General features: G+C 60.1%; 20 protein-coding genes. 17 read left to right on the top strand and 3 right to left on the bottom strand.

Going from position 1 to position 23503, the window contains the following annotated elements; genetic code table 11:
• Positions 1-73 precede the first annotated feature (73 nt).
• The 12 genes from J2857_RS29435 (at position 74) to J2857_RS29380 (ending at position 15492) form a co-directional block, all read left to right on the top strand.
• Positions 74-934, top strand: a complete 861-nt coding sequence (locus tag J2857_RS29435) for an alpha/beta hydrolase (protein ID WP_210013621.1) — start codon at positions 74-76, stop codon at positions 932-934.
• Positions 935-980: 46 nt separating this feature from the next.
• Positions 981-2525 (top strand): ABC transporter substrate-binding protein, encoded by a 1545-nt coding sequence (locus J2857_RS29430; RefSeq protein ID WP_210013620.1) that lies wholly within the window; start codon positions 981-983, stop codon positions 2523-2525.
• Positions 2526-2564: 39 nt separating this feature from the next.
• The gene (locus J2857_RS29425; protein WP_210013619.1) at positions 2565-3509 is read left to right on the top strand and encodes an ABC transporter permease; all 945 of its coding nucleotides are present in this window, start codon (positions 2565-2567) and stop codon (positions 3507-3509) included.
• Positions 3506-4327, top strand: a complete 822-nt coding sequence (locus J2857_RS29420) for an ABC transporter permease (RefSeq protein WP_210013618.1) — start codon at positions 3506-3508, stop codon at positions 4325-4327. Before J2857_RS29425 ends, J2857_RS29420 begins: the two co-directional genes overlap by 4 nt.
• On the top strand, positions 4327-6015 hold the full coding sequence (locus J2857_RS29415; protein ID WP_210013617.1) for an ABC transporter ATP-binding protein: 1689 nt from the start codon (positions 4327-4329) through the stop codon (positions 6013-6015). Before J2857_RS29420 ends, J2857_RS29415 begins: the two co-directional genes overlap by 1 nt.
• Before the next feature lie 56 nt (positions 6016-6071).
• Positions 6072-7097 (top strand): amidohydrolase family protein, encoded by a 1026-nt coding sequence (locus tag J2857_RS29410; protein WP_210013616.1) that lies wholly within the window; start codon positions 6072-6074, stop codon positions 7095-7097.
• 194 nt (positions 7098-7291) lie between these two features.
• A complete protein-coding gene (locus tag J2857_RS29405) occupies positions 7292-8476 on the top strand; it encodes a C45 family autoproteolytic acyltransferase/hydolase (RefSeq protein WP_210013615.1) in 1185 nt (394 codons plus the stop codon).
• Positions 8473-10044: an ABC transporter substrate-binding protein gene (locus J2857_RS29400; protein ID WP_210013614.1), complete on the top strand. Its 1572-nt coding sequence runs from the start codon at positions 8473-8475 to the stop codon at positions 10042-10044. Before J2857_RS29405 ends, J2857_RS29400 begins: the two co-directional genes overlap by 4 nt.
• A 154-nt stretch (positions 10045-10198) precedes the next feature.
• A complete protein-coding gene (locus J2857_RS29395; RefSeq protein WP_432420191.1) occupies positions 10199-11032 on the top strand; it encodes an aldo/keto reductase in 834 nt (277 codons plus the stop codon).
• Positions 11033-11114: 82 nt separating this feature from the next.
• Positions 11115-12170 carry a threonine aldolase family protein gene (locus tag J2857_RS29390; protein ID WP_210013612.1) on the top strand — a complete coding sequence of 352 codons (1056 nt, stop codon included), beginning with the start codon at positions 11115-11117 and terminating at the stop codon, positions 12168-12170.
• A 26-nt stretch (positions 12171-12196) separates the two neighbouring features.
• Positions 12197-14812: an aconitate hydratase AcnA gene (acnA, locus tag J2857_RS29385; protein WP_210013726.1), complete on the top strand. Its 2616-nt coding sequence runs from the start codon at positions 12197-12199 to the stop codon at positions 14810-14812.
• Positions 14813-14835: 23 nt separating this feature from the next.
• A complete protein-coding gene (locus J2857_RS29380) occupies positions 14836-15492 on the top strand; it encodes an SGNH/GDSL hydrolase family protein (RefSeq protein ID WP_210013611.1) in 657 nt (218 codons plus the stop codon).
• A 256-nt stretch (positions 15493-15748) separates the two neighbouring features.
• On the opposite strand, the gene J2857_RS29375 is transcribed toward J2857_RS29380, so the two are convergent.
• Positions 15749-16618, bottom strand: coding sequence for an alpha/beta fold hydrolase (locus tag J2857_RS29375; protein WP_210013610.1), 870 nt, complete (start codon positions 16616-16618; stop codon positions 15749-15751).
• Between the two features lie 65 nt (positions 16619-16683).
• A complete protein-coding gene (locus J2857_RS29370) occupies positions 16684-18258 on the bottom strand; it encodes an ABC transporter substrate-binding protein (RefSeq protein WP_210013609.1) in 1575 nt (524 codons plus the stop codon).
• Positions 18259-18996: 738 nt separating this feature from the next.
• On the opposite strand from J2857_RS29370, the gene J2857_RS31455 reads away from it, so the two are divergent.
• Complete coding sequence (locus tag J2857_RS31455) at positions 18997-19257, top strand: hypothetical protein (protein WP_210013608.1); 261 nt, start codon at positions 18997-18999, stop codon at positions 19255-19257.
• A 3-nt stretch (positions 19258-19260) separates the two neighbouring features.
• On the opposite strand, the gene J2857_RS29360 is transcribed toward J2857_RS31455, so the two are convergent.
• Positions 19261-19974, bottom strand: coding sequence for an IS6 family transposase (locus J2857_RS29360; RefSeq protein WP_210013607.1), 714 nt, complete (start codon positions 19972-19974; stop codon positions 19261-19263).
• A gap of 52 nt (positions 19975-20026) precedes the next feature.
• On the opposite strand from J2857_RS29360, the gene J2857_RS29355 reads away from it, so the two are divergent.
• The 4 genes from J2857_RS29355 (at position 20027) to J2857_RS29340 (ending at position 23485) form a co-directional block, all read left to right on the top strand.
• Positions 20027-20290: a hypothetical protein gene (locus tag J2857_RS29355; RefSeq protein ID WP_210013606.1), complete on the top strand. Its 264-nt coding sequence runs from the start codon at positions 20027-20029 to the stop codon at positions 20288-20290.
• A gap of 84 nt (positions 20291-20374) precedes the next feature.
• Positions 20375-21856: a flavin-containing monooxygenase gene (locus J2857_RS29350; RefSeq protein ID WP_210013605.1), complete on the top strand. Its 1482-nt coding sequence runs from the start codon at positions 20375-20377 to the stop codon at positions 21854-21856.
• Entirely contained in the window at positions 21849-22484 is a 636-nt protein-coding gene (locus tag J2857_RS29345) for a 2-hydroxychromene-2-carboxylate isomerase (RefSeq protein WP_210013604.1), read from the top strand. Before J2857_RS29350 ends, J2857_RS29345 begins: the two co-directional genes overlap by 8 nt.
• The gene (locus J2857_RS29340) at positions 22484-23485 is read left to right on the top strand and encodes a dipeptidase (protein ID WP_210013603.1); all 1002 of its coding nucleotides are present in this window, start codon (positions 22484-22486) and stop codon (positions 23483-23485) included. The genes J2857_RS29345 and J2857_RS29340 overlap by 1 nt, the downstream gene beginning before the upstream one ends.
• The last annotated feature ends 18 nt before the right edge of the window (positions 23486-23503 follow it).

Raw genomic sequence — 23503 nt, 5'->3', positions numbered from 1 at the left:
CGCATTTTGCCTATTGCGGCAAGCGAATATTTATGCGTAATAATTGGCGCCAATTTATTGCGGAGATGAAGCCATGGATCAAGCGCCAACGCGAACGCCGGAGGAATCGGCCTTCCACGTGTACGACTTGAACAAAACGCCTATCCGCGCGCTCTCCTCGGATCCGCGTTTTTCCTATTGCCTTTACGTCCCCCCGGCCGTCAGCAGAGGCGGACCATCGCCCGAACTTTTAGTCGTGCAGCACGGCACCGGGCGCAATTTCACCGGGTATCGCGACGATTTTGCCGCCTTCGCCCGCTGGCACAACGTCATGATCCTGGCGCCGCTCTACCCGATCGGACCACAAGGGGACGGCAACCGCGACGGGTTCAAATATATCATCGAGGGGAATATCCGGTATGATCACGTTCTTCTGGCGATGATCGACGAGATCGCGACCAGATATAGCTGCGATTTCTCGAAATTCGCGCTTTTCGGATATTCCGGCGGTGCGCATTTTGCCCATCGGTTCCTGATGCTGCATCCGGAACGGCTGTTTGCCTGCACGATCGGCGCTCCGGGTTCCGTCACCCTGCTGGATCCCACCCGCGACTGGTGGGTGGGCACCCGTAACTTCGCCCAGATCTTTGGTCGTGACATCGACATTGAGGCGATGAAGAAGGTCAAGATCCAGATGCTTGTCGGCAAAGCCGACCTGGAAACCTGGGAAATCACCCACAAGGAGGGGTCCCGCTTCTGGATGCCTGACGCCAACCATGCCGGCAAGGTGCGACCGGAGCGGCTCGAGAGCCTGCGCCAATCCTTCGAGAAGGAAGGAATTCCCGTTCGCTTCGATCTCGTTCCGAATATGGCGCATGACGGACCGCGGGCCGTGCGGTCGGTGGAGGACTTCCTTCACGACGTACTCGCCGAACGTCGCGACGTAAATGCGTAAACTGGGATGAATACAATGAAAATAAACAAAACAGAGGGTAACGATAATGTTCAGAAGAGTTGCGCTGTTGGCGCTTGGCATGCTCGTCGTAACGTCACCCACGTTTGGGCAGACGTTGCGTGTTGCTCTTAACCAGGACATTCGCAGTTCCGAACCGGGGGTAAACCGAGACGGCAATACGGACGTCGTGATGACCAATGTCGTGGAAGGACTGGTCAGCTACGACAAGGGTGGCGCGGTCGGTCCACTGCTTGCGGCGTCCTATCAGATCTCGCCCGACGGCAAGGCTTACACTTTCAAGCTCCGCAAGAGCGTGAGGTTTCACAACGGCAATCCGCTGACGGCGGCTGACGTGGTCTGGAACTTCGACCGCTACATGAACCCGAAGACAAGCTGGTACTGCCTGAATGACTTCAATGGGACAAACGGAACCAAGGTTGTTTCCTATTCGGCACCGGATGCCGACACATTCGTTCTCCAGATCGACAAGCCGGATGCCTTGTTTCTGGACAGCATGGCGCGCACCGACTGCGGTGGGCTCGCGATTATCGACAAAGCTTCCCTCAAGCCCGATGGGAGCTGGGACAAACCGATCGGCACAGGCCCCTTCATATTCGGAGTGTGGAAGCACGGCCAGTCAGTCCAGTTCGATGCATACAAAGATTATGTTTCGCCGCCGGGCAAAGAGCGCGATGGTTTCATCGGTAAGAAGGCCCCATTGGTCGATCACGTGGTTTTCATGGCGATCCCTGACGGGGCGACGGTAAAGGCTGGTCTGGAATCCGGCGAAATAGACGTCGCCGTGGTCCCAGAAAGCGACGTCAAGGAACTACGCGCTAACAAGAACCTAGCAGTCGAGGTCGGCACTACGCCGGTTCGAAACGCATTCATCCTGCAGACCCGCGATCCAGTCTTGAGAGACGTTCGTGTCCGTCAGGCGCTGGCCATTTCGCTTGACTACAAACAGATCGTAGACGCCGTGACCGAAGGGCTTGGCCGGGTCAACAATTCCCCGGTCTTCGACACGTCTGGTTTTTTCGGCGACGTCGAGAAAAAGGGCTTCGAGTATAATCCCGACAAAGCACGTGAGCTGTTGAAGGAGGCAGGTTACAAAGGCCAGCAGATCACCGTTCATGCCAACAAGCGATCGACTGTGCCCAGCTTTCCCATGACGGTGCTTGCTCAGCAGATGTGGCAGGCAGTCGGTCTGAATGTCAATATCGAAGTCTTGGACTGGCCGACGCAGCTCAGCAAATACGGTACGGGCGGCTACATGATGCAATCCACCTCCTATTCACCCCGGTTCGACGTCGCATCAGGTTTTGAGCAGATCTCGGGTGACAAGGACAAGCAGCCGCGTAAGGTCTGGGACAATCCCGACGCGTTGACGATGATCGACAAGGCGATGGAGACACTCGACCCGGTCGTGCGCCAGCCGATCTTCGACAAGCTGCACACGATGCTTCTCAATGACGTGCCGATCATCCTCACCCACAATCGCGTGGCTTGCATGGCCCATAGCGCCAAAGTGGAGGGGGTTGAACCGACTTCGTTCAGCTATGGCATGTGGGGTGTGACCAAAAAAGATTGATACACCGACAGACATCGTCACTTTCTTCGGAGACCCGCAATGCTGAGGTTTATCCTGGCCCGAATAGCGATGGCGCTGCCGACCCTGCTCATCGTTACCGTATCTGTTTTTTTGCTCATCCGCATGGTTCCGGGCGATCCGGCGGCTCTGATGTTGGGCGACAACGCCGACCCAGCTAGCATCGCCATGCTCCACGCCAAGTTGGGTCTCGACAAACCGCTACCCACGCAGTTCGCTGTCTGGTTCGGCAACCTTTTGACCGGAGATCTGGGAAGCTCGATTGCCAGCGGGCAGCAGGTCTTGCCCCTGGTTTGGTCGCGTTTTCTGATCTCCGCCCAAGTTGTCGTTGCGGCCGTACTGTTGGCTTGTGCCGCAGCCGTGCCGGCCGGCGTATTCGCCGCTTGGCGTCAGAACGGCAAGCTGGACATAGGCTGCGTCTCCATCGCCACACTTCTAATGTCGATTCCAACGTTCTGGCTCGGCCTGCTCCTGCTTCTTTTTCTCGGACTGAAACTGCGCTGGTTGCCGGTCGTGGGCTATGTCGGGATTGCCGAAGATCCTTGGCGGGGAACGCTTTACTTGATCATGCCTATCCTCACACTTTTCCTGCACGAAATGGGCGTGATCCTGCGCATGGCGCGAGCCTCGACGCTCGAGGTCATGAGGCTCGACTATATAACCCATGCCCGTGCGAAAGGGCTTACGGAGGGCGCGGTGCTCTGGCGGCATGCCTTCAAGAATTCGTTCGGACCGACATGGACGCTAATCGGCTTGGTCCTCGGCAATCTCCTCGGCGGTGTCGCCGTCGTCGAAACTGTTTTTACCATTCCTGGAATTGGCCGCCTCCTCGTCGATGCGATCTTCGGCCGGGACTATCCCGTCATCCAGGGCTGCATGTTGATGGTGGCCCTGGTCTATGTGGTCGTGAACCTGTTGGTCGATCTTTGTTATCCACTTTTCGATCCGAGGGTGACCATCGAATGAGAAATTTTGTTGCAGCGAATGCTGCCATCGGCAGCTTCATCATCGGGGTTTTGTTCATCGTAGCCGGCATCGGTGCGATCTGGACACCTTACGATCCACTGGGCATCAGCTTCCGCGACAAGCTTGTGCCGCCAAGTCCCGGACATTGGTTGGGAACGGACGAGTTTGGGCGCGACGTGGTGTCCCGGCTGATGGCCGGCGCCGCGACCAGTGTGTGGATCTCGGTTACGACAGTCGTTATCGCGGTGACGATCGGTATCCTGATCGGGGTGACGTCAGGCTATTCTCGCGGCTGGTTCGACCGTATCGTCATGTCGCTCAACGACGCATTGCTTGCCTTTCCCGGTATTCTGCTGGCGCTCGGCCTGCTGGCCGTGCTGGGGGCCAACAAATACGGGATCATCGTAGCCCTCGGCATCGCTTATGCGCCATCCGTCGCACGCGTCGTGCGGGGAACTGTGCTGTCGATCCGTGAGCGGGAATTTATCGCCGCCTCCCGGGTTGTTGGGAATTCAGAGGCCTACACGATGATGCGGCATGTCTTGCCGAACTGCCTCGCGCCGTTGACGGTCCTGACGACGTCGATGTTCGGGTGGGTGTTGCTGGCCGAAAGCTCCTTGAGCTTCCTAGGTCTCGGTGTACCACCGCCGGCACCCACCTGGGGCAATATGCTGGCCTCGGCCCGGCCCTATATCGGACAGGCAGTCTGGCTCGCCGTACTGCCAGGCCTCTGCATCTCGATCACGCTTCTTGGTATCAATCTCCTTGGCGACGCATTGCGCGACCGTCTGGACCCGCGGATGCGCGACAGGACCTAATGATGGAAAAGAATCTTCTTTCAGTGGACAGCCTTTCCGTTCGGGTAACCGGCATCGGCTTGGATGTCGTCAAGAATGTCGGGTTCACCGTCCAGGCGGGCGAGATCGTTGGCATCGTCGGCGAGTCCGGATCCGGCAAGACCTTGGCTGCCCGCGCCGCGATGGGCCTCTTGCCGCCCGGTATCGCGACCACCGGCGGCTCCATCAAGTTCGATGGCGAGGAGATCATCGGCATTGCTCCACGCCGCCTGCGGCAGCTGCGCGGCAGCCGTATCGGCATGGTGTTTCAGGAGCCGATGACGTCTCTCAACCCGTCCATGCTGCTTGGTCATCAGTTGGACGAGGGCCTTGCGCTGCACCGTCGGTTGCCGGAAGCGAAGCGGCGCGAGATGATCCTCGACATGCTGCAACGGGTCGGGATGGATCAGCCCGAGAGAGCCCTCGGGGCCTATCCGCACGAATTTTCCGGCGGCATGCGCCAGCGCATCATGCTGGCTTCCGTGATGCTGCTGCGGCCTGCCCTGCTGATTGCGGACGAGCCGACTACCGCATTGGATGCCGTCGTCCAACGCGACGTCCTCGAGCTCATGGTCGGCCTGACGCGGGAGGAGGGGACGGCTGTTCTTTTGATCAGCCATGACCTTGGCATGGTGGCGCGATACTGCGACCGGATCATCGTGATGTGCCGCGGCGAAATCGTCGAGCAGGGCAAGAGCGACGAATTGCTAGCCCGGCCGAAACACCCCTATACGCGAAAATTGCTGGGCGCGATGCCGAAGCGCGGGGCAGACCGGAGCTTTCCAAAGGAAGAGCAGCCGATCGTGTCGATCCGCAATCTCGTCGTGGAGTATCCAGGCCGCCAGAAACTATTCAAGCGCGATCCGGCCCACCGCGCTCTGCACGGAATCGATCTTGATATCGCCCCCAAACAGGTGGTGGCGGTGGTCGGCAGTTCGGGATCGGGCAAGACGACGCTCGGTCAGGTCGTCGCCGGTCTGGTCAAGGCCACGGCCGGCGAGGTCAGGTTCGATGGCGCGCCGATCGGCCGGGATCAGAAGGCCTACTGGGATTATCGCATGAATTGCCAGATGATCTTCCAGGATCCTTATTCCTCGCTCGATCCCCGCCAGACCATCGGCCAGATTGTGGGTGAGCCGCTGCGCCATGTACGCGACATGGGGACGGCCGCCGCCAGGCAGCGGGTGGTCGAAGTGCTGGAGGAGGTAAAGCTTGGCGCAGACTATGCCAACCGGTTTCCCCACCAGCTTTCGGGCGGCCAGCGCCAGCGTGCCGCGATCGCCCGCGCTATCGTGCGCAGGCCACGTTTTGTCATTGCCGACGAAGCGGTCTCGGCACTGGATGTGACCGTCCGCGCCCAGATCCTTGATCTCTTCACGGAATTGCAGAACCGCCACGGCTTCTCGTGCCTGTTCATCAGCCACGATCTCGGTGTGGTCGAGCAGGTGGCTGACCGGGTGATCGTCATGGACAAGGGCCGGATCGTCGAAGAGGGAGATCGTTCGACCATCTTCGATGCGCCCCAGCATCCGTTCACGCGAAAACTCCTGTCGGCGGTTCCGGCGCTCCAGGCAGCACCGGGCGGCGGAGTGCGCTTGCTCTGGCGGCTGGATGCTCCGGAGGGCGATCCTTTGTCCAGCGTCCAGAAGCCGGCAAACCGTCCCGCATAAGCGGGGTAGTCTCTGCGTCCTTCACTTTGTAACCGAACGTTTCGATCGGAGACGGGATGATACCGCTCGACATAAGCCGCAATTTCGTGCGCAACCTGGCTGAATGCGCTGCCTGGCAGGATGTGCCGCCGGAACCGGTGATCGAACCCGAACTGCAGATCATCGATCCGCACCAGCATTTCTGGCGCAAGCCCGATAATGATTTTCTCCCAAGCGACTATGCAGCGGAAGCGGCTGCGTCCGGGCATCGGATCGCCGGCACGGTGTTCATCGAATGCGGCTCCAATCATTTCAGCGATGGGCCGGCGCCTCTGCGGCCCGTTGGCGAAACGATTGCCACGGTGACCGACACCAAGGGGATTGCCGGGCTGGCGGCGGGTATCATCGCTCGCGCCGACCTGACGCTGGGAGCCGATGTCGGCGCCGTTCTGGACGCACACGCCGAAGCGGCCGACGGGCGCCTGCGCGGTATCCGCCATTCATTGCGCTGGGATGCATCGGGGATCGGCATGTCCGGCCGCTGGGGCCCACGGCATCTGGCATTGAATCCTATATTCCGGGCCGGTTTCGCGGAACTCGGCCGGCGCGGTCTGGCTTTCGAGGCTTGGATTTTCCATCCGCAACTGACTGAACTCGCAGAACTGGCATCGGCGTTTCCGGAAACGCTGATCATCGTCAATCATCTCGGCATGCCGCTCGGGATTGGTCCCTATGCCGGCCAGCGGGATCGGGTTTTCATTGAGTGGCGCGACGGACTGGCAGCCCTGGCACGCCAGCCGAACGTGCGAATGAAGCTCGGCGGAATGGGAATGCTGTATTGGGGCTGGGAACATTATGCGGGGCGGCGCCCGCCCGGCAGCGAGACGCTCTCGGTGGAATGGCGGCCTTATGTCGAGACCGTTATCGAAAAGTTTGGCGTCGACCGCTGTTTCTTCGAGAGCAATTGGCCGGTCGACATGCAGACCTGTAGCTTCAGAACACTCTGGAACGCCTTCAAATTACTGGCGAGGGGCTTCTCGGCGGACGAAAAGCAGAGCCTTTTTTCCGGTAGCGCCAGGGCTACTTACCGGCTGGAGATTTGAAATTGAGGGAATTGCAACAGGCTGATTTTTCGCTTGTAGGGCTCCAATCTTTATGCGACAAAATTGGCGCCAACTAATGATAACACCGGTCGGACCGTTTATGGGAATGCGGGCGTGCGAGATGACAGGCTCGCGCCTTCCGGATTTTGCGGTTGACTGTCCGCTGTTTGACCGGCTCATGAGGATGCACAAGAATGCAGAGTACAACGCCCGGATCGCCAGCAGTCCCGCACTGCCCCCTGATCGAAATCTCCGGCCCACCCCGCGAACGCGGGCGGCAATATGGCGAGCAGGCCGCTGATCGAATTCGTCTTGGCGTCGCTCATTATTCGGAGCAGTTGGCCGAACTCAGGCTCGACCCGGCCACGATCCAGCAAATTGTCTTGCAATTCGCAGGGACGCTTGAAGTGGGTGCCGGAGACCTGCTTGAAGAGATACGTGGCATTGCCGAAGGCGCGGATGTCGATTTTACCGATGCCATGCTGTTGAATGCGCGAACCGAGATTCTCAAGATCGCGCAGCGCCGCAGCGCCGGTCTGCCGGATTTCATAGAGCCGGACGGCTGCACCGGTGTCATCGTGCAGCCGAAGGCCACGCGCGATGGCCAACTGATCCACGCCCAGGACTGGGATTGGAAGAAGGAATGCGCCGAGACTGCCGTCGTGCTGCGCGTCCTTCGCGACGACGGGCCGGATATCCTGACTTTTACCGAGGCGGGAGGACTTGCGCGCGCCGGCTTCAACAGTGCCGGCATCTCCATTACCGGCAATTATCTGGAGAGCGACCGAGACTATCGACAGCTCGGCATGCCCTTGGCGGTCATTCGCCGCCGGGCGCTGGAGCAGCAACATTATGCGCTGGCGATACGGGTTGTTCACGCAACGGCCAAATCCGCATCCAATAACATGATGCTGGCGCAGGCAACGGGCGTGGCACTCGATTTCGAATGCGTTCCGGACGAAACCTTCGTGCTGGAACCCGTCGATGGGCTGTTATGCCACGCCAACCACTTCCGTTCGCCCGTGGCGCAGACCAAGATCGTCGACCGCGGTATTGCCTGCACGCCGGACAGCCTGTTCCGCGATATCCGGGTTCACGATCTGCTCGCGCCGAAGATCGGCCAGATCGGAGTGGATGACGTCAAGGCTGCCCTATTCGACGACTTCGACTCCCCTTGGTCGGTGTGCCGGCCGCCGCGCAAGAACATCCAGGACAACCTGTCCGCCACGGTCGCCATGATCGTCATGCAGCCTGCTGCGGGCATCATGGAGGTCGCGATCCTCCCGGCGCTGAACCGCAACTTCCAGGAATACCGGCTGACGCCGGACGGCGGGGCATCACAGAAAACCCAAGGCATTTCACAAGGAGAGACCGTATGAGACGCACGACATTTGCAACGGCCCTTCGCGGGCTTCTCGTTGGCGCGGCTCTCGCCGCTCCAGCCGCCGCCTATGCCGATACGAGGCTGCGCATCGCGCTGCCGTCCGACATTCGATCGACCGACCCAGGCGTCAACCGCGACGGTAATACCGACTGGGTAGTCAGCCATATCGTGGAAGGTCTGGTCGGCCATCGCGATGACGCCTCGGTCGCGCCGATGCTCGCCGAGAGCTATACCGCGTCCGCCGACGGCAAGACCTATACGTTCAAGCTGCGCTCTGGCATCATCTTTCAGAACGGCAAGCCGTTGACATCGGCCGATGTCCTATGGACATGGAACCGCTACATGGATCCGAAGACAAGCTGGCGCTGCTTTACGGAATTCGACGGATCGAGAGGTCTCAAGGTCGATAAGGTCGAGGCTTCCGACGATCTGACGGTGGTCTTCACGCTCAACCAGCCGAATTCGCTTTTCCTCGCCAACATGGCGCGGCCGGACTGCGGCCAGACGGGAATCTACCAGAAGGAGTCGGTCGGCGCTGATGGCAAATGGATAAAGCCGATCGGCACAGGTCCGTTCGCACTGGCGAAGCGGGAGCCAGGTCGTTTCATCGATCTCGATAAGTTTGCGGGCTACAAGGCCCGTAGCGAACCGAAGACCGGTCTCGTCGGAGACAAGACGCCGCAGGTGGATCATGTCCGCTTTCTGGTCGTCCCGGACAGCTCGGCGGCCAAGGCCGGCCTCTTGGCCGGCGACATCGATGTGCTGTTCGATGTCGAGAACCAGGACGTCGCGGAAATGAAGGCGAACCCGGAGGTCAAGGTCGATGAAGTGCCGGGTTTCGGCATCGTCGGTTATCTCTTCCAGACCAAGGATCCGGTGCTGAACGACGTTCGCATGCGCCAAGCCATCAAGCTGTCGCTGGACGCGCCGGAAGTGGTGGATGCCGTTACCGTCGGCCTCGCCAAGCCGAACCAGTCGGTCATTCCGCCGGGCAGCGCATTCTACAGCAAGGTCATGGCGACACCGTTCGAACACAATATCGAAAAGGCCAAGCAGCTTGTGAAACAGGCGGGTTATGACGGCAAGCCCATCATGATCATGGCTTCCAAGCAGCAGCCGCAGCTTTTCGAAATGGCGGTGATGGCCCAGGCCATGATGGCTCAGGTCGGCATCAAATCCGATATCGAGGTTCTTGATTGGGCGACCCAGCTCGACCGATACAATGCCGGCAAATTCCAGATGATGGCCTTCAGTTATTCGGCAAGGCTCGATCCCTCGCTGAGTTACGACATGATGGCTGGCGACAAGGCCGAACAGCCCCGCAAGGTCTGGGATAATCCCGAGCAGCGCAAGCTTCTCGCCGAAACCATGGCGATCACCGACGACAAGAAGCGCCAGGCCCTGTTCGACCAGATCGAAACAATGTTCCAGAAGGAAGTGCCGATGATCCCGCTCTATTCCGGCTCGAGGGTCGGAGCGGTCCGCAAGAACGTCGATGGTTACGCGAGCTGGTCGGTCGGTTCGCCGCGCGCCTGGGGTGTCTCCGTCGGTTCGGGCAAATGACCTTCTTGCAGGCAGGCATAATGGCGTAAGCCAAATCGGTACAGTGCCTGGCTGAGGCCGGGCGCCGCACTCCATCATTCAGCGACCGAGCAGAGCCAAGGTAGAACGCGACATGGGCATAGGGCCGACGTTAACATTGAACAACGGAGTGGAAATGCCGGCCTTTGGTCTTGGTGTTTTTCAGTCGTCGAAAGAGGATACGGGAGGTGCGGTCAAGGCCGCGATCGAAGCGGGATATGGCCTGATCGATACCGCTGCGGGTTATCAGAACGAGGCCGAGGTTGCGATGGGTATCCGCGAAAGCGGCATCGATCGCTCCGAGGTCTTCATAACCACCAAGCTGCGGACGAAGGACTTCGGTTACGATTCGGCCCAGCGCGCCTTCGATGCATCCATGGCCTCACTCGGCTTCGACGTCGTCGATCTCTACCTGCTGCATTGGCCGGTGCCGCGCAATTTTGAAAACACGCTGGCGAGCTGGAAGGTTTGCGAACAGTTGTTGGCGGAAGGTCGGGTTCGTGCGATCGGCGTCAGCAATTTCACTCCGGCGCATATGGCCAGGCTGATCGAACGCAGCACCGTTGTGCCGGCGGTTAACCAGATCGAGCTGCATCCATTTTTCCTGCAGCAGGATCATCGCGAGGCCCATGACCGGTTGGGCGTGATCACCCAGGCCTGGTCGCCGATCGGCGGGGTTCAGCGCTACCGGGGTGACGGCTCGGAGGGGCGCGATCCGCTTCAGCATCCGGTTATTGTTGAACTCGCCAAAAAATACGGCAAGACACCGGCACAGGTCGTACTGCGCTGGCAGATCGACCTCGGCCATTCCGCGATCCCGAAATCGATCAATCCCCAGCGCATTCGCGAGAATATCGATATCTTCGACTTCAGCCTGCAGCCGGACGAGATTGCCGCGATTTCAGGACTCGATACCGGCCAGCGCGGCGGCGGCGATCCGGAACTGGTGGGTACACCCGAAGGCAAGTGAGTAGTCTTGTTTCTTCCAACGATCCCTCAATAAGGCTCCGTGGCCGCGAACCGCCGCCATTCCCATCAACCGAGGCTTGACGATGACCCGATACGCTTTCCCATCCGACAACTGGGCGCCAGCCGATCCGGCCGTGCTCGATGCGATCGCCGCGGTCGACGAGGGGTTTGTCAAGCCCTATGGCCAGGATGGGGAAACGGCGAAACTGCAGGCCGTCTATTCGGACCTCTTCGAACGCCAGGCCTTCGTCTTTCCCGTGCCGACCGGCACGGCAGCGAACGGTCTGGCACTGGCCTCCATCACACCGGGTTATGGCGAGATCTATTGCCATGCATACAGCCATATCGTCACCGCCGAGGCGGGGGCGGTGGAGTTTTATACCGGCGGCGCGCGCTTGGTACCGATCGCTGCGGATCGCGGACGCATCGATGTCGGCGCATTGCGGGAGGTGCTTGCCAGGAAGGTGCCGCGCGGCATCAATGCGATGCAGCCGGCAAGCCTGTGCCTGACCGTGCCGACCGAAAACGGCGCGCTATACCGGCCGGAAGAGATTGCCGAGCTGGCCGCGGTGGCCCATGGTGCTGGGCTGATGGTGCATGCCGATGGCGCGCGCTTTGCAAGTGCCATCGCGGCTCTCGGCTGCTCGCCTGCGGACCTCTCCCATCGCGCCGGTGTCGATACCCTTGCCTTCGGCTGCATGAAGAACGGCACGCTCGGCGCCGAAGCGGTGGTCACCTTCGATCCGGCAATCGCCAGCCGTCTGGCGGTGCTACACAAGCGCGCCGGACTATTGTCGTCGAAACAGCGATATCTCGCCGCACAGCTCATCGCGCTGGTCGCGAATGGCCGCTGGCTGGAAAACGCGCGGCTGGGGAATGAAAGGGCAAACCGTATCGGAGACGCCGTCGCGGCACTCGGCGACGATGCGCTATTGGTGCCGGTAGAGACCAACCAGGTGTTCTGCAGGCTTCCCCCCGATATCGTGTCCCGGCTGACGCGGGCCGGCTTGGAACCATCCCGGTGGTCGGCCTTCGGCCGCGATGCATTTCGGCTGGTTTTGTCCTTTGCCGACAGCGACGCCCGGGTTCAGCAGTTCATCGATCTGCTGCGCGGAGCGACCTGCGCGCAGGATACGTGATTGATAAGTGGGGCTTCCGTCGCATCATGACGTTCAGAATCGTAAATATTGCCGGACAGGATGTCCGTCTGTTGGACCTGCCGGGCATGTTTGGGCCGGACCTCCACCAGCTGCCCTACCTGATGCGCATCATCCTCGAAAATTGCCTGCGCCATTCCGACGGAGATGCGGATGAGGTGCTGGCGCATTTCCGCGATTGGCTGAAGGACGGCACGAGCGACGTGGAGATCGCCTTCCGCCCGGGCCGACTGATGATGCACGACACCACATGCGTTCCGGCCCTCGTCGACATGGCCGCTTTGCGGGATGCCTTGAGCGAGATCGGTGGCGATCCGGCGCAGCTCAATCCGGCCATTCGGGTGGATGTCTCGGTCGATCACTCCATCGCCGTCGACGCCTATGGTTCGCCCGACGCGCTGGCGAACAACATTGCCCGTGAGATCGAGCGGAACGGTGAGCGTTACCAGCTGATGAAATGGGCCATGAATGCCTTTCCCAACATCAAGGTGCATGCCCCGGGGACCGGCATCATGCACACGATGAACCTCGAGCAGTTCTCCACGGTGATCGCCGAAAGCAGGGTGAATGGCGAGACCTGGCTCGCCCCGGACACCCTGATCGGCACGGACAGCCATACGCCGATGGTGAATGGCATCGGGGTGCTGGCATGGGGGGTCGGTGGACTTGAGGCGGAGTCCGTCATGTTCGGCATGCCGGTAATGCTTCGCATCCCCAACGTCATCGGCGTCCGCCTGTCAGGCCGGCTTTCTGAAGGCGTCCTCTCGACAGACCTTGCCTTGACGGTGACAGAAAGACTTCGCGCCTACGGTCTCTCCGGTGAGTTCGTCGAATTCTTCGGTCCGGGGGTCTCGACGCTTTCTGCCGGAGACCGCGCTGTTGTCGCCAATATGACGCCCGAATTCGGCGGCGCCACCGGGTATTTTCCGATCGACGAGATGACCATTCGTTATCTCGCGGCAACCGGTCGGGAACCGCGCGCTCTGGACGTCGTTCGCAACGCATGCCGTCTCCAGGACCTCTGGTTCGATCCGAATGTGACGCCCCGCTACAGCGATATCCTCGATATCGATCTGTCTGCGGTCCCCACCAGCCTCGCCGGTCCACGCCGCCCGCAGGACCGCTTGTCTCCCAGCATGGCCGCGGCCGCGCTCGAAACCCTCTATGGCCGACCGTTACGCGAAGACATCCAGAGCAATGCCCCGCCCGACGGCGCAGTCGCGATTGCGGCCATCACGAGTTGTACGAACACCACGGACCCGCGATTGCTGATCGCGGCCGGCCTTCTGGCTCGCAAAGCTCGTCAGCGTGGCTTGAAGCCTGCGTGGTGGGTCAAGACATCGCTTGCTCCCGGTTCGCCAGCCTCTGCTCGCTACCTTGACCGTAGCGGCCTACTGGATGATCTGTCCGCCATGGGATTCGATCTCGTCGGTTTCGGTTGTACAACCTGCATTGGCAATTCCGGCCCGCTCGAGCAGCGCATGAGTGCGTCGATCGAGGCTGGAACGGCAGCGGTCGCGGTTCTGTCCGGGAACCGCAATTTTCCGGGACGGGTCCATCCTCAACTCGATGCTGGCTTCCTGGCATCGCCCCCTTTGGTGGTCGCTTACGCACTCGCGGGCGATGTGAACCGGAACATTCTTAAGGATCCGTTGGGGGAGATGCCGCACGGTGGATCAGTATATCTGGCGGATATCTGGCCAAGCAGCGAAGAGATCGATGCCGTTTATCAGGCGTCCGTCGATCCGGACGAATTCGATAGGGCGTTCCGCGCGGCGGGAAAGAATGCGGCCTGGGCAGCGCTGGATGCGCCGTCAACCATGCTTTTCCCTTGGGTTGCCGCATCGACCTATGTGCGGAAACCACCTTTCGCTTCACCCAATCAGCCACCGCGTATTGGAGCCTACCAAGCTCGGCCGCTACTCGTTTTGGGCAACGACATCACCACCGACCACATCTCGCCTGCCGGCCAGATTCCGCTCGACAGCGAAGCCGGCAAATATCTCGTCGAGCGCGGCGAGGACCCCGCCGACCTCAACGTTTTTGCGGCCCGGCGAGGCAATTGGGAGCCGATGGTCCGTGGACTTTTCACAAACCGCACAGTCGTCAATCTCCTGGGCGAAACGCTTCCCCCGGGGACGACCATCCATCAGGCGTCCGGGGAGATCCTTCCCCTCTGGCAGGCGGCAAGACGTTACGCGGAAGCGGACGTTCCGGTCGTGGTGGTAGCAGGCGAAAGATACGGTGCCGGATCCTCACGTGATTGGGCCGCGAAAGGCCTTGCCCTTCTTGGGGTTCGTGCCGTCCTCGCCCGAAGCTTCGAACGGATACACCGCTCAAACCTTGTCGGAATGGGCATTGTTCCTCTCCTTCTACCTGCCGATCGGGCGCCTGAAATACTTGGGCTATCGGTTGAGGATTGGATCGACATAGACACCGGTGAGGATCCAATCCGACCTCGAGCGACGATTGTGGCCGGCATTGTTCGCAACGGCAGCCGGGTCATTGCGCTCGAATGTACCATGGCGATCGAGACGGAACTGGAAGCTGCTTTGCTGAAAACGGGCGGCATCATGCCCTTCATCTTGAAACGCGCGATGCACCAGGGCGTGTTGGAGCCGTAGGGAAGGGATGATCGAGCGAACACATGAAAGATCTATCGACAAACGCGCCTGTGGCCGGCGATTTACCCACGCTGTTCGTGCTAGGCGACAGCATATCCATGCATTACGGGCCTTTCCTCGAAACGCAGTTGCGGGGTTTTTACCGATATCAGCGCAAGACGGCACCGTCCGGTGAGGGCGCCGATCTCGATGAGGGCAGGGGAGCCAATGGCGGTGACTCTCTGATGGTGCTTTCCTACCTTAAAGAACGGTTTGCCGAACCGACCTTTCGGCCAGAGACTTTACTTCTGAACTGCGGTCTGCACGACATCAAAACCAATCCGGCGACAGGGGCCAAGCAAATTTCCGAAGCCGCCTACCTGGCAAATCTCAAGGGTATCGTCGAGCTGCTTGCAAACCGGAGCACTCGGCCGGTCTGGGTCAGAACAACGCATTGCGCGGACGAGATCCATAACAGCGTCCGCACCACGTTCAACCGATACCTGGCCGACGTTGATGCCTTCAATTGCATCGCAGATGATGTCATGGCGACAGCAGGAATTTCGGTGATCGATCTTTACCATTTTACCAGGAACCTTGGCGAGGATCGCAACCTCTTCCAAGATCACGTGCATTTCCGGCCGGCGATCTGCGCGCAGCAGGCAGCATTCATCGCGGGCGCGCTCGTTGCGAGATTGTAATATCCGTCAGTCAACTTCCGCCTGTTTGAGTTTTGTTTGCGCATCTTCGTTGTACCGAACCGGATAGAAGACGATTAAGCGATCCATGGCGGACGGAGAATGCGCCGTCGTGCGAATAACTTGCGCAAGCGTGCAAAGTTAACAGGCCTCAGCCTGCGCTAGATGAAAGCGTCGCCCTCCGCCGATGGCGCACGCTGCGATCCTGTATTATCCGACACAGCGGGCTCCGGTCGCCGATTACGATGTTGCGTGCAGATCAATCCGCCAGCAGCTGCTGCATGAAGGCGTCTAGTAGCCGGTTGAAACGCTCGGGTGCTTCGGCAAATGGCGAATGGCCGGCATCGTCAAAGGCCTCCAGTCGCGCGCTTGCGATCGCGGAAGCGGTGAATTCGCCGACCGGAAAGGGCACGATCCTATCCTTCCTGCCATGCACAACGAGCGTCGGCACTCGGACGGATTTTAGTACTTCCGAATAGTCGAGGGGCCGCCCGACCATGTGGTTGCGGACATAAAGCGGCGTCTGCATGCTGTTCATCGCCAGGGCGTCCAATTCCTGCCGCGGCGGTGCCCGATGGAAGCAGATCCGCGTGAACTGCCGCGTTCCCTTCATGAAGAGCACCGGATCTTCGCTCTTGGCGTTGCGGCTGGCTTGCGCGACCCCTTCGGAATGACGGGTTTCGCCGGGAATGCCGGTCGCCGTGCGGGCGCCGACATAGACGAGGCCGCCGAGCGCGCTATCGCCATAGACCGAAAGGTAGTCGTTGATGACCCGGCCGCCATAGGACCAGCCGACGAGAGCAGGTCGGCGCAGTTCCGCCTGCTCGATGACTGTGCGGATATCGTCGGCCCAGCACCGTGACTTACGATAATGGTCGGCGCTGCCCGGCTTATCTGAGGCGCCGTGACCGCGCAGGTCGATGGCAACGACGCGGTGTCTGGATGTCAGATCGACGGCGGAAAACTGTCGGTGCCAGTTCAGCGCCGACTGGTAGATGCCGTGGATGAGAAGTATTGGGGGCAGGCCCTTGTCGCCCCATTCGTACAGGGCGATCCTGGTTCCGTCCGGTGTCGGTAGTCTCGACATCCGCTCGGGCGGGGCCGGTGAGAATGGAGGCTGGTCACTCACGGGAATATTTCCATATGGGGCAGGAACGGGGCGCGGCTCGATGGCGACAAACCGCGCCCCTGGGATTATTTCGCAAGCGTGGTGAGCGTCGCGCTGGAATATCCGGTCATGTTGGCGACGTAGTTGAGGTTTGCCTTGCCGGCCCAATAGGCCTTCTGCCAATAAAGCGGAATAATCGGCATGTCACCAAATACTAGTTTCGTCGCGCTCTGCAGCTTTTCCACGCGCTTGGCTTGGTCGAATTCGGCGGTGGCTGTCTGCATGGCCTTGTCGAAGGCAGGGCTGCTGTAGCGGACGCGGTTGAAGACGCCGGTGCCGGCATTCTTGTCCGCTGTCATTAGCAGGTTCCGAAGTCCGGTCGCCGAGGTCGGGGTGGAATTGGCGAGCGTGAAGATGAAGGCGCTGTATTCCTGGTTGGTGGCGTTCTTTGCGAAGATGTTGAAGGGCTGGGCGACGACACCGTTCACCTTCAGACCGCCGCGAGCAAACATCTGTCCGATCGCCTGGGCAATTTCGGCGTCACCCGGAAAGCTGTCGTTCGATGTCTGGATGGTGATGCCGAAGCCGTTCGGATAACCCGCCGCGGCGAGCAGCTTCTTGGCCGCATCCGGATTATAGGCCGGCGCGGGGATGGACGGATCGTAGCCGGCGACGCCCTTCGGAACGAGCTGATTGGCGACCTCGCCGGAACCGTCGATCACGCGGTCGATGATCAGCTGCCGGTTGATGAGCGCTGACAACGCCTGCCGGACGCGAAGATCCTTCAACGGGTTCTTGTCGAGCGGCTTGCCGTCCTTGTCGGTGATGAACGGCGTCACGTCGCGCGAACTGTCTATCGCGATATACATCAGCCGTGCAGACGGGATGCTGAACAGCTTCAGGCCCGAAATGCCGGACAGGGTCTTCACGTCGCTCGGCGGCACGGCGTCGATGAGATCGACGGCGCCAGACCGAAGCGCGGCGACACGCGAGGCGTCATTCGAAATAAACTTGACCGTGACGTTGTCGAAATCCTGTTTGGCGCCCCAGAAATCGTCATTTCGGGCGAGGATGAGGTTATCGCCGGGTGTCCAGGACTTGAACTTGTAGGCGCCGGTGCCGATCGCCGCCTTGCCGCTGTTGAAGTCGTCGTTGGAAGCATTTTGAGCCGCCTTCTTCTCGACGACGTAGACGAATCCGATCTGCTCGATGAAGTCGGGCGTCGGCGCCTTTGTCTTGAACTCGATGGTTAGGGGATCGACAGCCTTCATGCTGTCGATCGAGGCGACGTTGCCCGAGAACGGAGCGGGGCTGTTCGGGACGTTCTTCGCACGGGTGAGCGAGAAGATCACATCTTCGGCGGTGAGCGCATTGCCGTCATGGAATTTCACTTCTGGGCGCAACTTGATCTGCCAGGTGAGCGGATCGGTATTGGTCCACGACAGAGCGAGCGCCGGTTCTAGCTGCGAATACGGGTCGGTATCCACCAGCCGGTCGAAGATCTGCATGGCGATGTTCTGGTTATTACCGGTGCGCGAGAACTGCGGATCGATGGAAGACGGTTCGGTGGCGCTACCGACGATGAGGTCGGCAGCATGCACGGCGCTCAGCGTCAGCATTCCTGCTGTAAGTGTCGAGACGAGAAGTTTCAAAGGCTTCATTCTAGTTCCCCTATGCTTGGTCTCACGGCGCTTGCCTGTGTGACGCCAGGCAAACGTCTGCGTCCGGTAGAGACTGCCGTCAGATTATGGTATTGGCTGATGGTATCGAGTGGATAGCGACCGGCACGGCGTTAGCCTCCGGGCCATCGGCTGCGCCTGCGGGTATTTCAAAATTTTCAAATATGATGCCCCGTTTCCCCACCGGACGAAGAGTAGCTCAGCCCAGCAAGGGCGCAAGATTATGCGGATAGCGCATTGCCTTATGCATTTTCAGTTTGATGAAGAAGATGCGGACAGAACGGTTATCGTACCTGCTGCGCCGGAGACACACGATTAGGGACTTGTTTGGCTCTTGGAAATTAGGCCGACACGCGCAAGCCGTTATTGCGCAAATTTCCTAAGAGGTACCAGATTGCTCTGGCCGGAAAATCATCACAAGCGCTCATCCGCTCGAACCCAAAAAGCTAGATTCCACAGCGACAGCAATCGCGTGATAACTAAGTCCTGGTTCGAACCTCATCAAGGCGAAGACGCCTGCCAGGCAGATGGCTCGATGCCCTCTGCAGTTCACGCTTACGATGGCTTCGCGCCTTCAAATCTGGCTTTCTCGCTATTGCGACCGGTCCTCGAAAGCCGACCTTCGTGAGCGCGAGATCCGGTCGTCAGATCGAATAAGCGTTATCGCATCACTTTTTCAAACAGAAATCCTTCCTCGTCCGGCAGATCACTGGGGCCAGGATGATGCGGGTCGGGGTGCTTGGGGTTGAAGAACGCGATGATCTTGAAGCCGCACTTGTTGACGTAGAAGTGGATGTTTCTCTTCTCGAAATACGGCGTATGCGTTCGCCAGGTGACGGTCTGCGGATAGTGCGCTTCAATGGCAACCCAGGCCTTGTGACCCAGACCATGACCGTGCTCGCCGACTTTCAGGAAAAACAGATCCAGCGTGGGTGGCGTCGCCTTAATCGAGCACAGCCCGCGATCATTGCTTCGGCGTGAATTTCACGCTTTGATCGACAAGGCGATCTCACGCCAGGTGGTGTTGGCGTGGGCGCGGAGTTGGCGATGATCAGCGGCGGTCAGATGTTTTCGATGAAGATTGAAAAGATTGGCAATCTGGCCGTGGGTTGAGACGAAACTCTGGCATTGCCGCGCCGACTTGAACCGCATCATGCGTCGCTCTCGTCGTCGCACGGGAAGGTGAGAATTCTCGACGCGGTTGTTGAGCCCTTTGTGCGAACGGTGCTCGATACCCGGCATGAGCTGTCGCTTTGCGGTGGAATAAGAGCGCAGCTTGTCTGTCACTATCACGCGTGGCGTGACGCCCTGGCTCTTCAGCGGTTTGCGCATCAACCGAAGAACGGCTCTCTTGTTTCTGCGGCTTTGTAGCAGAGCATCGAGAACGTAGCCGTTGGCATCGACGGCGCGCCACAACCAATATTTCTTGGCCTTTATGGACACGACCATCTCATCGAGATGCCACTTGTCAGCAAAACTGCCACGCGACAGCCGACGAAGTTGATGGGCGAACTTCAGGCCAAATTTCCTCGCCCATTCTGCGACGGTCTGAAACGACACGTCGATCCCACGCTCGGCAAGCCGGTCTTCAACGTCGCGCAGGCTCAGCGGAAACCGATAATAGAGCCGTACCGCGTGCGCGATGATCTCGGCGGGAAAGCGGTGGCGTTTGTATTGGGCTGACGCATCTTTAGCCATGCCGATAGACTATTGCCGCGATCCGCACCAGCCGGTTAAGGCGACGCCTCCCATGGACGCTCTCTCCCATCGTGCGATCGGAGCCTGCCTTTGCGAAGAAATGACTGCTTCGAATATCATCACAGCGGCAGTTCTGGTCATTTTCGGCCGATCGGAGCGCGACCAGCGGTTATGCGGCGGCATTTCGGAGCCGACGCTGTTTGTTCTGTTCGATCCACGGCACTTGCTCGGTCCACGGCGCGGGGAGGAACGCGAAGCGGTGGACATCGCCGACGCTATCCTGGCTCCACCGAGGATGAGCCGTTATCCGCCGTGAACGATTTTTGGTGTTGTCCTTTACATTTCGATATTTGCATCGTAACATATTGATAATCTCATTTTAGAATAATGGGACGACTAAGTGGGAACAAACAATCTACTTCGCCCGGCGTCACTTGAGGCTCTGGAAAAGCGGCTTGCGCTAGACTTGCTTTGGCTCAACCAGCCGCCAAAGGCTTGGCTTCCTCGGACCGAAGTCGCAGGCGCCGAGGTTCTGGACGTGGCTGTAATCGGGGCTGGTCTCTGCGGGCTGGTGACGCTTACCGCTTTGAAGAAGGTCGGCGTCGGCAACGTCCGCGCCTTCGACCGCGCTGCGAAAGGGCGGGAGGGTCCTTGGGTCACCTATGCGCGGATGGAGACGCTGCGCACTCGCAAGGAGGCCGCGGGGCCGGCGCTCGGCATCCCTTCGTTGACCTTCCGGGCGTGGTTCGAAGCCCAATATGGCGCACAAGCCTATCTCGACCTGGGGCTCATTCCCCGCCCGATGTGGATGGACTATCTCGTCTGGTATCGCCGAGTGCTCGATCTCGACGCGGTGAACGACACCGCCCTGACGGCGATCGGCTTTCGCGACGACGGACTGATAGCTCTGGACTTCGAAAAGGCCGGAGCGAAGGAGCAGGTTCTTGCCCGCCGTGTGGTTCTGGCGACTGGGCTAGACGGGCTCGGGGCGCCGGCGCTTCCAGATGTCGCCGCGGGTGTGGACCCGCGTTTCGTGAAGCACGGAGCCGATCTCATCGACATGGCTTGCTTGAAGGGTAAGCGCGTTTCTGTCGTTGGTGCCGGCGCGTCGGCGATGGACAATGCCGCAGCCGCCCTAGAGGCGGGCGCCACGCGCGTCGACATCTTCGTGCGCCGTGCCGACATCCCGCGCATTGACAAGTTCACGGGGGTTGGCAGTCAGGGCATGACGCACGGCTATGTCGGCTTGCCTGATGCCGACAAATGGACCTATATGGTCGCCGGCGAGCGGGCCCAGATCCCCCCGCCGCGCCACAGCGTGCTGCGCGTCTCGCGCCATCGCAATGCCTTCTTTCATCTGGCAAGCCCGATCAGTGATCTCGTCGAAGCCGGCGATGGTGTGGACGTGGTGACGCCAAAGGGGCGTTACCGGACCGATCTGGTCATCTTCGCGACGGGCTTTTCGGTCGATTTTGGCAAGCGGCCGGAATTCTCCGCGCTTGCCGACAAGATCCTGCTCTGGCGCGACGCTTACACTCCCCCCGTCGGCTGGGAACATGAAGGTGTGGGTTCGACGCCCTATCTCGGTCCTTGGTTCGAGTTCCTGCCGAAGCCCGGGCTCGATCGTGGTCTTGCCGCCTCGATCTCCAGGATTGCCTGCTTTGCCTATCCGGCAGTTCCCTCGCACGGAAAGATCACCAGCGGGATCCCGTCGATCAGCGATGGCGCAGTGCGCCTGGCGACAGGTCTTGTACGGTCACTCTTCCTGGAAGACCGAACCTACCATCTCGACCGTTTTCTTGCATTCGATACGCCGGAACTTCTGGGCGACGAATGGACGGATGCCGATATTGACGAGGACATGAGCATTGCCAATGGATGAACGACGTCCGGAAATTCAGATTTTCTACGGCATCTCGTCGCCATGGGCCTATTTTGGCGCTGAGAGAGCCGTCGCGATTGCCCGTGAGAATGCCGCGGGCGTGCGGCTCAGGCCGATCCGCATCATCGAGGCGAACGGCGGCATCCCTCTGCGCAAACGGCCCGATGCACGCCAGCTTTACCACGAGGTCGAACTGCGTCGCTGGCGGGACTATCTCGGCATGCCGCTCAACCTGAAACCGAAATTCTACCCGTGCCGCACGATCGAGCCCGCTGCCCAGGCGGTGATCGCGATCCAGAAGGCGGGCCTCGACGCGATTTCCTTCTCGTTCGCCGTGCAGCGGGCGCTTTGGGCCGAGGACCTAGACATCGCCGACCTCTCCACCCTCCGCGAGATTGCGCGGGCAACGGTCGGAGAGGCAGCGTCGGGGATCGTCGTGGATCCGCAGCCGGACGATATCGTCGCCGAGTGGCACGGCAATCTCGCGGAGGCCGAGCGGCTTGGTGTCTTCGGGACTCCGACCTATGTCCTCGGCGAGGAACTTTTCTGGGGGCAGGATCGCCTGGAATTCGTCCACCGCGCCCTGAAGGCCGGCAAGACCAATGAAATGCGCAAGGAAACGGCGTGATGACTGACGCAAGAAAACTGCATGATGACGCAATCATCGTCGATGGCCTCCAGACCTGCCAGTGGAGCCGGTCGATCTTCGAGGAAATGCGCGCCGGCGGCCTGACGGCCGTCAACGTCTCCTCCCTTCTCTGGGAGAATTTCCGTGAAGGGATCGGTTATGTTTCCGAGTGGAAGCGCTTCCTGCGCGAGAACGACGACATCATCCGGCCGGTCCGTACCGTCGCCGATATCCATGCCGCCAAGGCGGAAGGCAAGACCGGCATCATCATCGGCTGGCAGAACACCTCGCCTTTGGAAGACAAGCTCGACTACGTGGAGATCTTCAAGGATCTCGGCGTCGGCATCATGCAGCTTACATACAATACCCAGAACTATTCCGGCGCGGGCTACCTGGAAGAGGTCGACAGCGGGCTCACCGGCTTCGGCAGGGAGGTGGTGGCGGAAATGAACCGCGTCGGCGTGCTTTGCGACCTCAGCCATGTAGGCGACAAGACCAGCGCCGACGTCATCGCCTATTCGAAGAAGCCGGTCTGCATTTCGCATATCCTGCCGCGGGCGTTGCGGGACGTCAAACGCAACAAGCCGGACGAACTGTTCGTCGCCTGCGCCGAAAAGGGCGGCCTGATCGGCATCAGCCTGTTCGCGCCGGGCCTTGCCGCCGGTAACGACGCGACGGTGGAGGACTACCTGGATGCCATGTCTTACGTGATCGACCTCGTCGGCGAGGACCATGTCGGCATCGGGACGGACTTTTCGCTCGACCGGCCGCGCCCCGGTCCCTGGCTGCTCTGGGCCAACAAGGACAAGGGTACCGCGCGTACGCTGACCGAATTCGGCTCGGTCAAGATATCGAAGCCGAAGGGAATCCAGCGGATGACCGAGATGCCGAACCTGACGGCCCGCATGCTGGCGCGCGGCTGGAGCGAGGAACTGGTGCTCAAGCTTCTCGGCAGGAATTGGCTGCGCGTGCTCGACGCGGCCTGGACGCCGATGGCCTGATCTTCTCCGGCATGGACT

This window comes from Neorhizobium galegae (genome assembly GCF_017877055.1).
In the GTDB taxonomy this organism is placed as follows: domain Bacteria; phylum Pseudomonadota; class Alphaproteobacteria; order Rhizobiales; family Rhizobiaceae; genus Neorhizobium; species Neorhizobium galegae_D.
The sequence above is the reverse complement of the archived record's forward strand: the minus strand, read 5'-3'. Positions and strand labels throughout refer to the sequence as shown.

What these genes read in the sequence shown, in the direction of transcription:
- J2857_RS29435 (WP_210013621.1), top strand. Translation starts at nt 74, where the DNA reads ATGGATCAAGCGCCAACGCGAACGCCGGAGGAATCGGCCTTCCACGTG.
- J2857_RS29430 (WP_210013620.1), top strand. Translation starts at nt 981, where the DNA reads ATGTTCAGAAGAGTTGCGCTGTTGGCGCTTGGCATGCTCGTCGTAACG.
- J2857_RS29425 (WP_210013619.1), top strand. Translation starts at nt 2,565, where the DNA reads ATGCTGAGGTTTATCCTGGCCCGAATAGCGATGGCGCTGCCGACCCTG.
- J2857_RS29420 (WP_210013618.1), top strand. Translation starts at nt 3,506, where the DNA reads ATGAGAAATTTTGTTGCAGCGAATGCTGCCATCGGCAGCTTCATCATC.
- J2857_RS29415 (WP_210013617.1), top strand. Translation starts at nt 4,327, where the DNA reads ATGATGGAAAAGAATCTTCTTTCAGTGGACAGCCTTTCCGTTCGGGTA.
- J2857_RS29410 (WP_210013616.1), top strand. Translation starts at nt 6,072, where the DNA reads ATGATACCGCTCGACATAAGCCGCAATTTCGTGCGCAACCTGGCTGAA.
- J2857_RS29405 (WP_210013615.1), top strand. Translation starts at nt 7,292, where the DNA reads ATGCAGAGTACAACGCCCGGATCGCCAGCAGTCCCGCACTGCCCCCTG.
- J2857_RS29400 (WP_210013614.1), top strand. Translation starts at nt 8,473, where the DNA reads ATGAGACGCACGACATTTGCAACGGCCCTTCGCGGGCTTCTCGTTGGC.
- J2857_RS29395 (WP_432420191.1), top strand. Translation starts at nt 10,199, where the DNA reads ATGCCGGCCTTTGGTCTTGGTGTTTTTCAGTCGTCGAAAGAGGATACG.
- J2857_RS29390 (WP_210013612.1), top strand. Translation starts at nt 11,115, where the DNA reads ATGACCCGATACGCTTTCCCATCCGACAACTGGGCGCCAGCCGATCCG.
- acnA (WP_210013726.1), top strand. Translation starts at nt 12,197, where the DNA reads ATGACGTTCAGAATCGTAAATATTGCCGGACAGGATGTCCGTCTGTTG.
- J2857_RS29380 (WP_210013611.1), top strand. Translation starts at nt 14,836, where the DNA reads ATGAAAGATCTATCGACAAACGCGCCTGTGGCCGGCGATTTACCCACG.
- J2857_RS29370 (WP_210013609.1), bottom strand. Translation starts at nt 18,258, where the DNA reads ATGAAGCCTTTGAAACTTCTCGTCTCGACACTTACAGCAGGAATGCTG.
- J2857_RS31455 (WP_210013608.1), top strand. Translation starts at nt 18,997, where the DNA reads ATGATGCGGGTCGGGGTGCTTGGGGTTGAAGAACGCGATGATCTTGAA.
- J2857_RS29360 (WP_210013607.1), bottom strand. Translation starts at nt 19,974, where the DNA reads ATGGCTAAAGATGCGTCAGCCCAATACAAACGCCACCGCTTTCCCGCC.
- J2857_RS29355 (WP_210013606.1), top strand. Translation starts at nt 20,027, where the DNA reads ATGGACGCTCTCTCCCATCGTGCGATCGGAGCCTGCCTTTGCGAAGAA.
- J2857_RS29345 (WP_210013604.1), top strand. Translation starts at nt 21,849, where the DNA reads ATGGATGAACGACGTCCGGAAATTCAGATTTTCTACGGCATCTCGTCG.
- J2857_RS29340 (WP_210013603.1), top strand. Translation starts at nt 22,484, where the DNA reads ATGACTGACGCAAGAAAACTGCATGATGACGCAATCATCGTCGATGGC.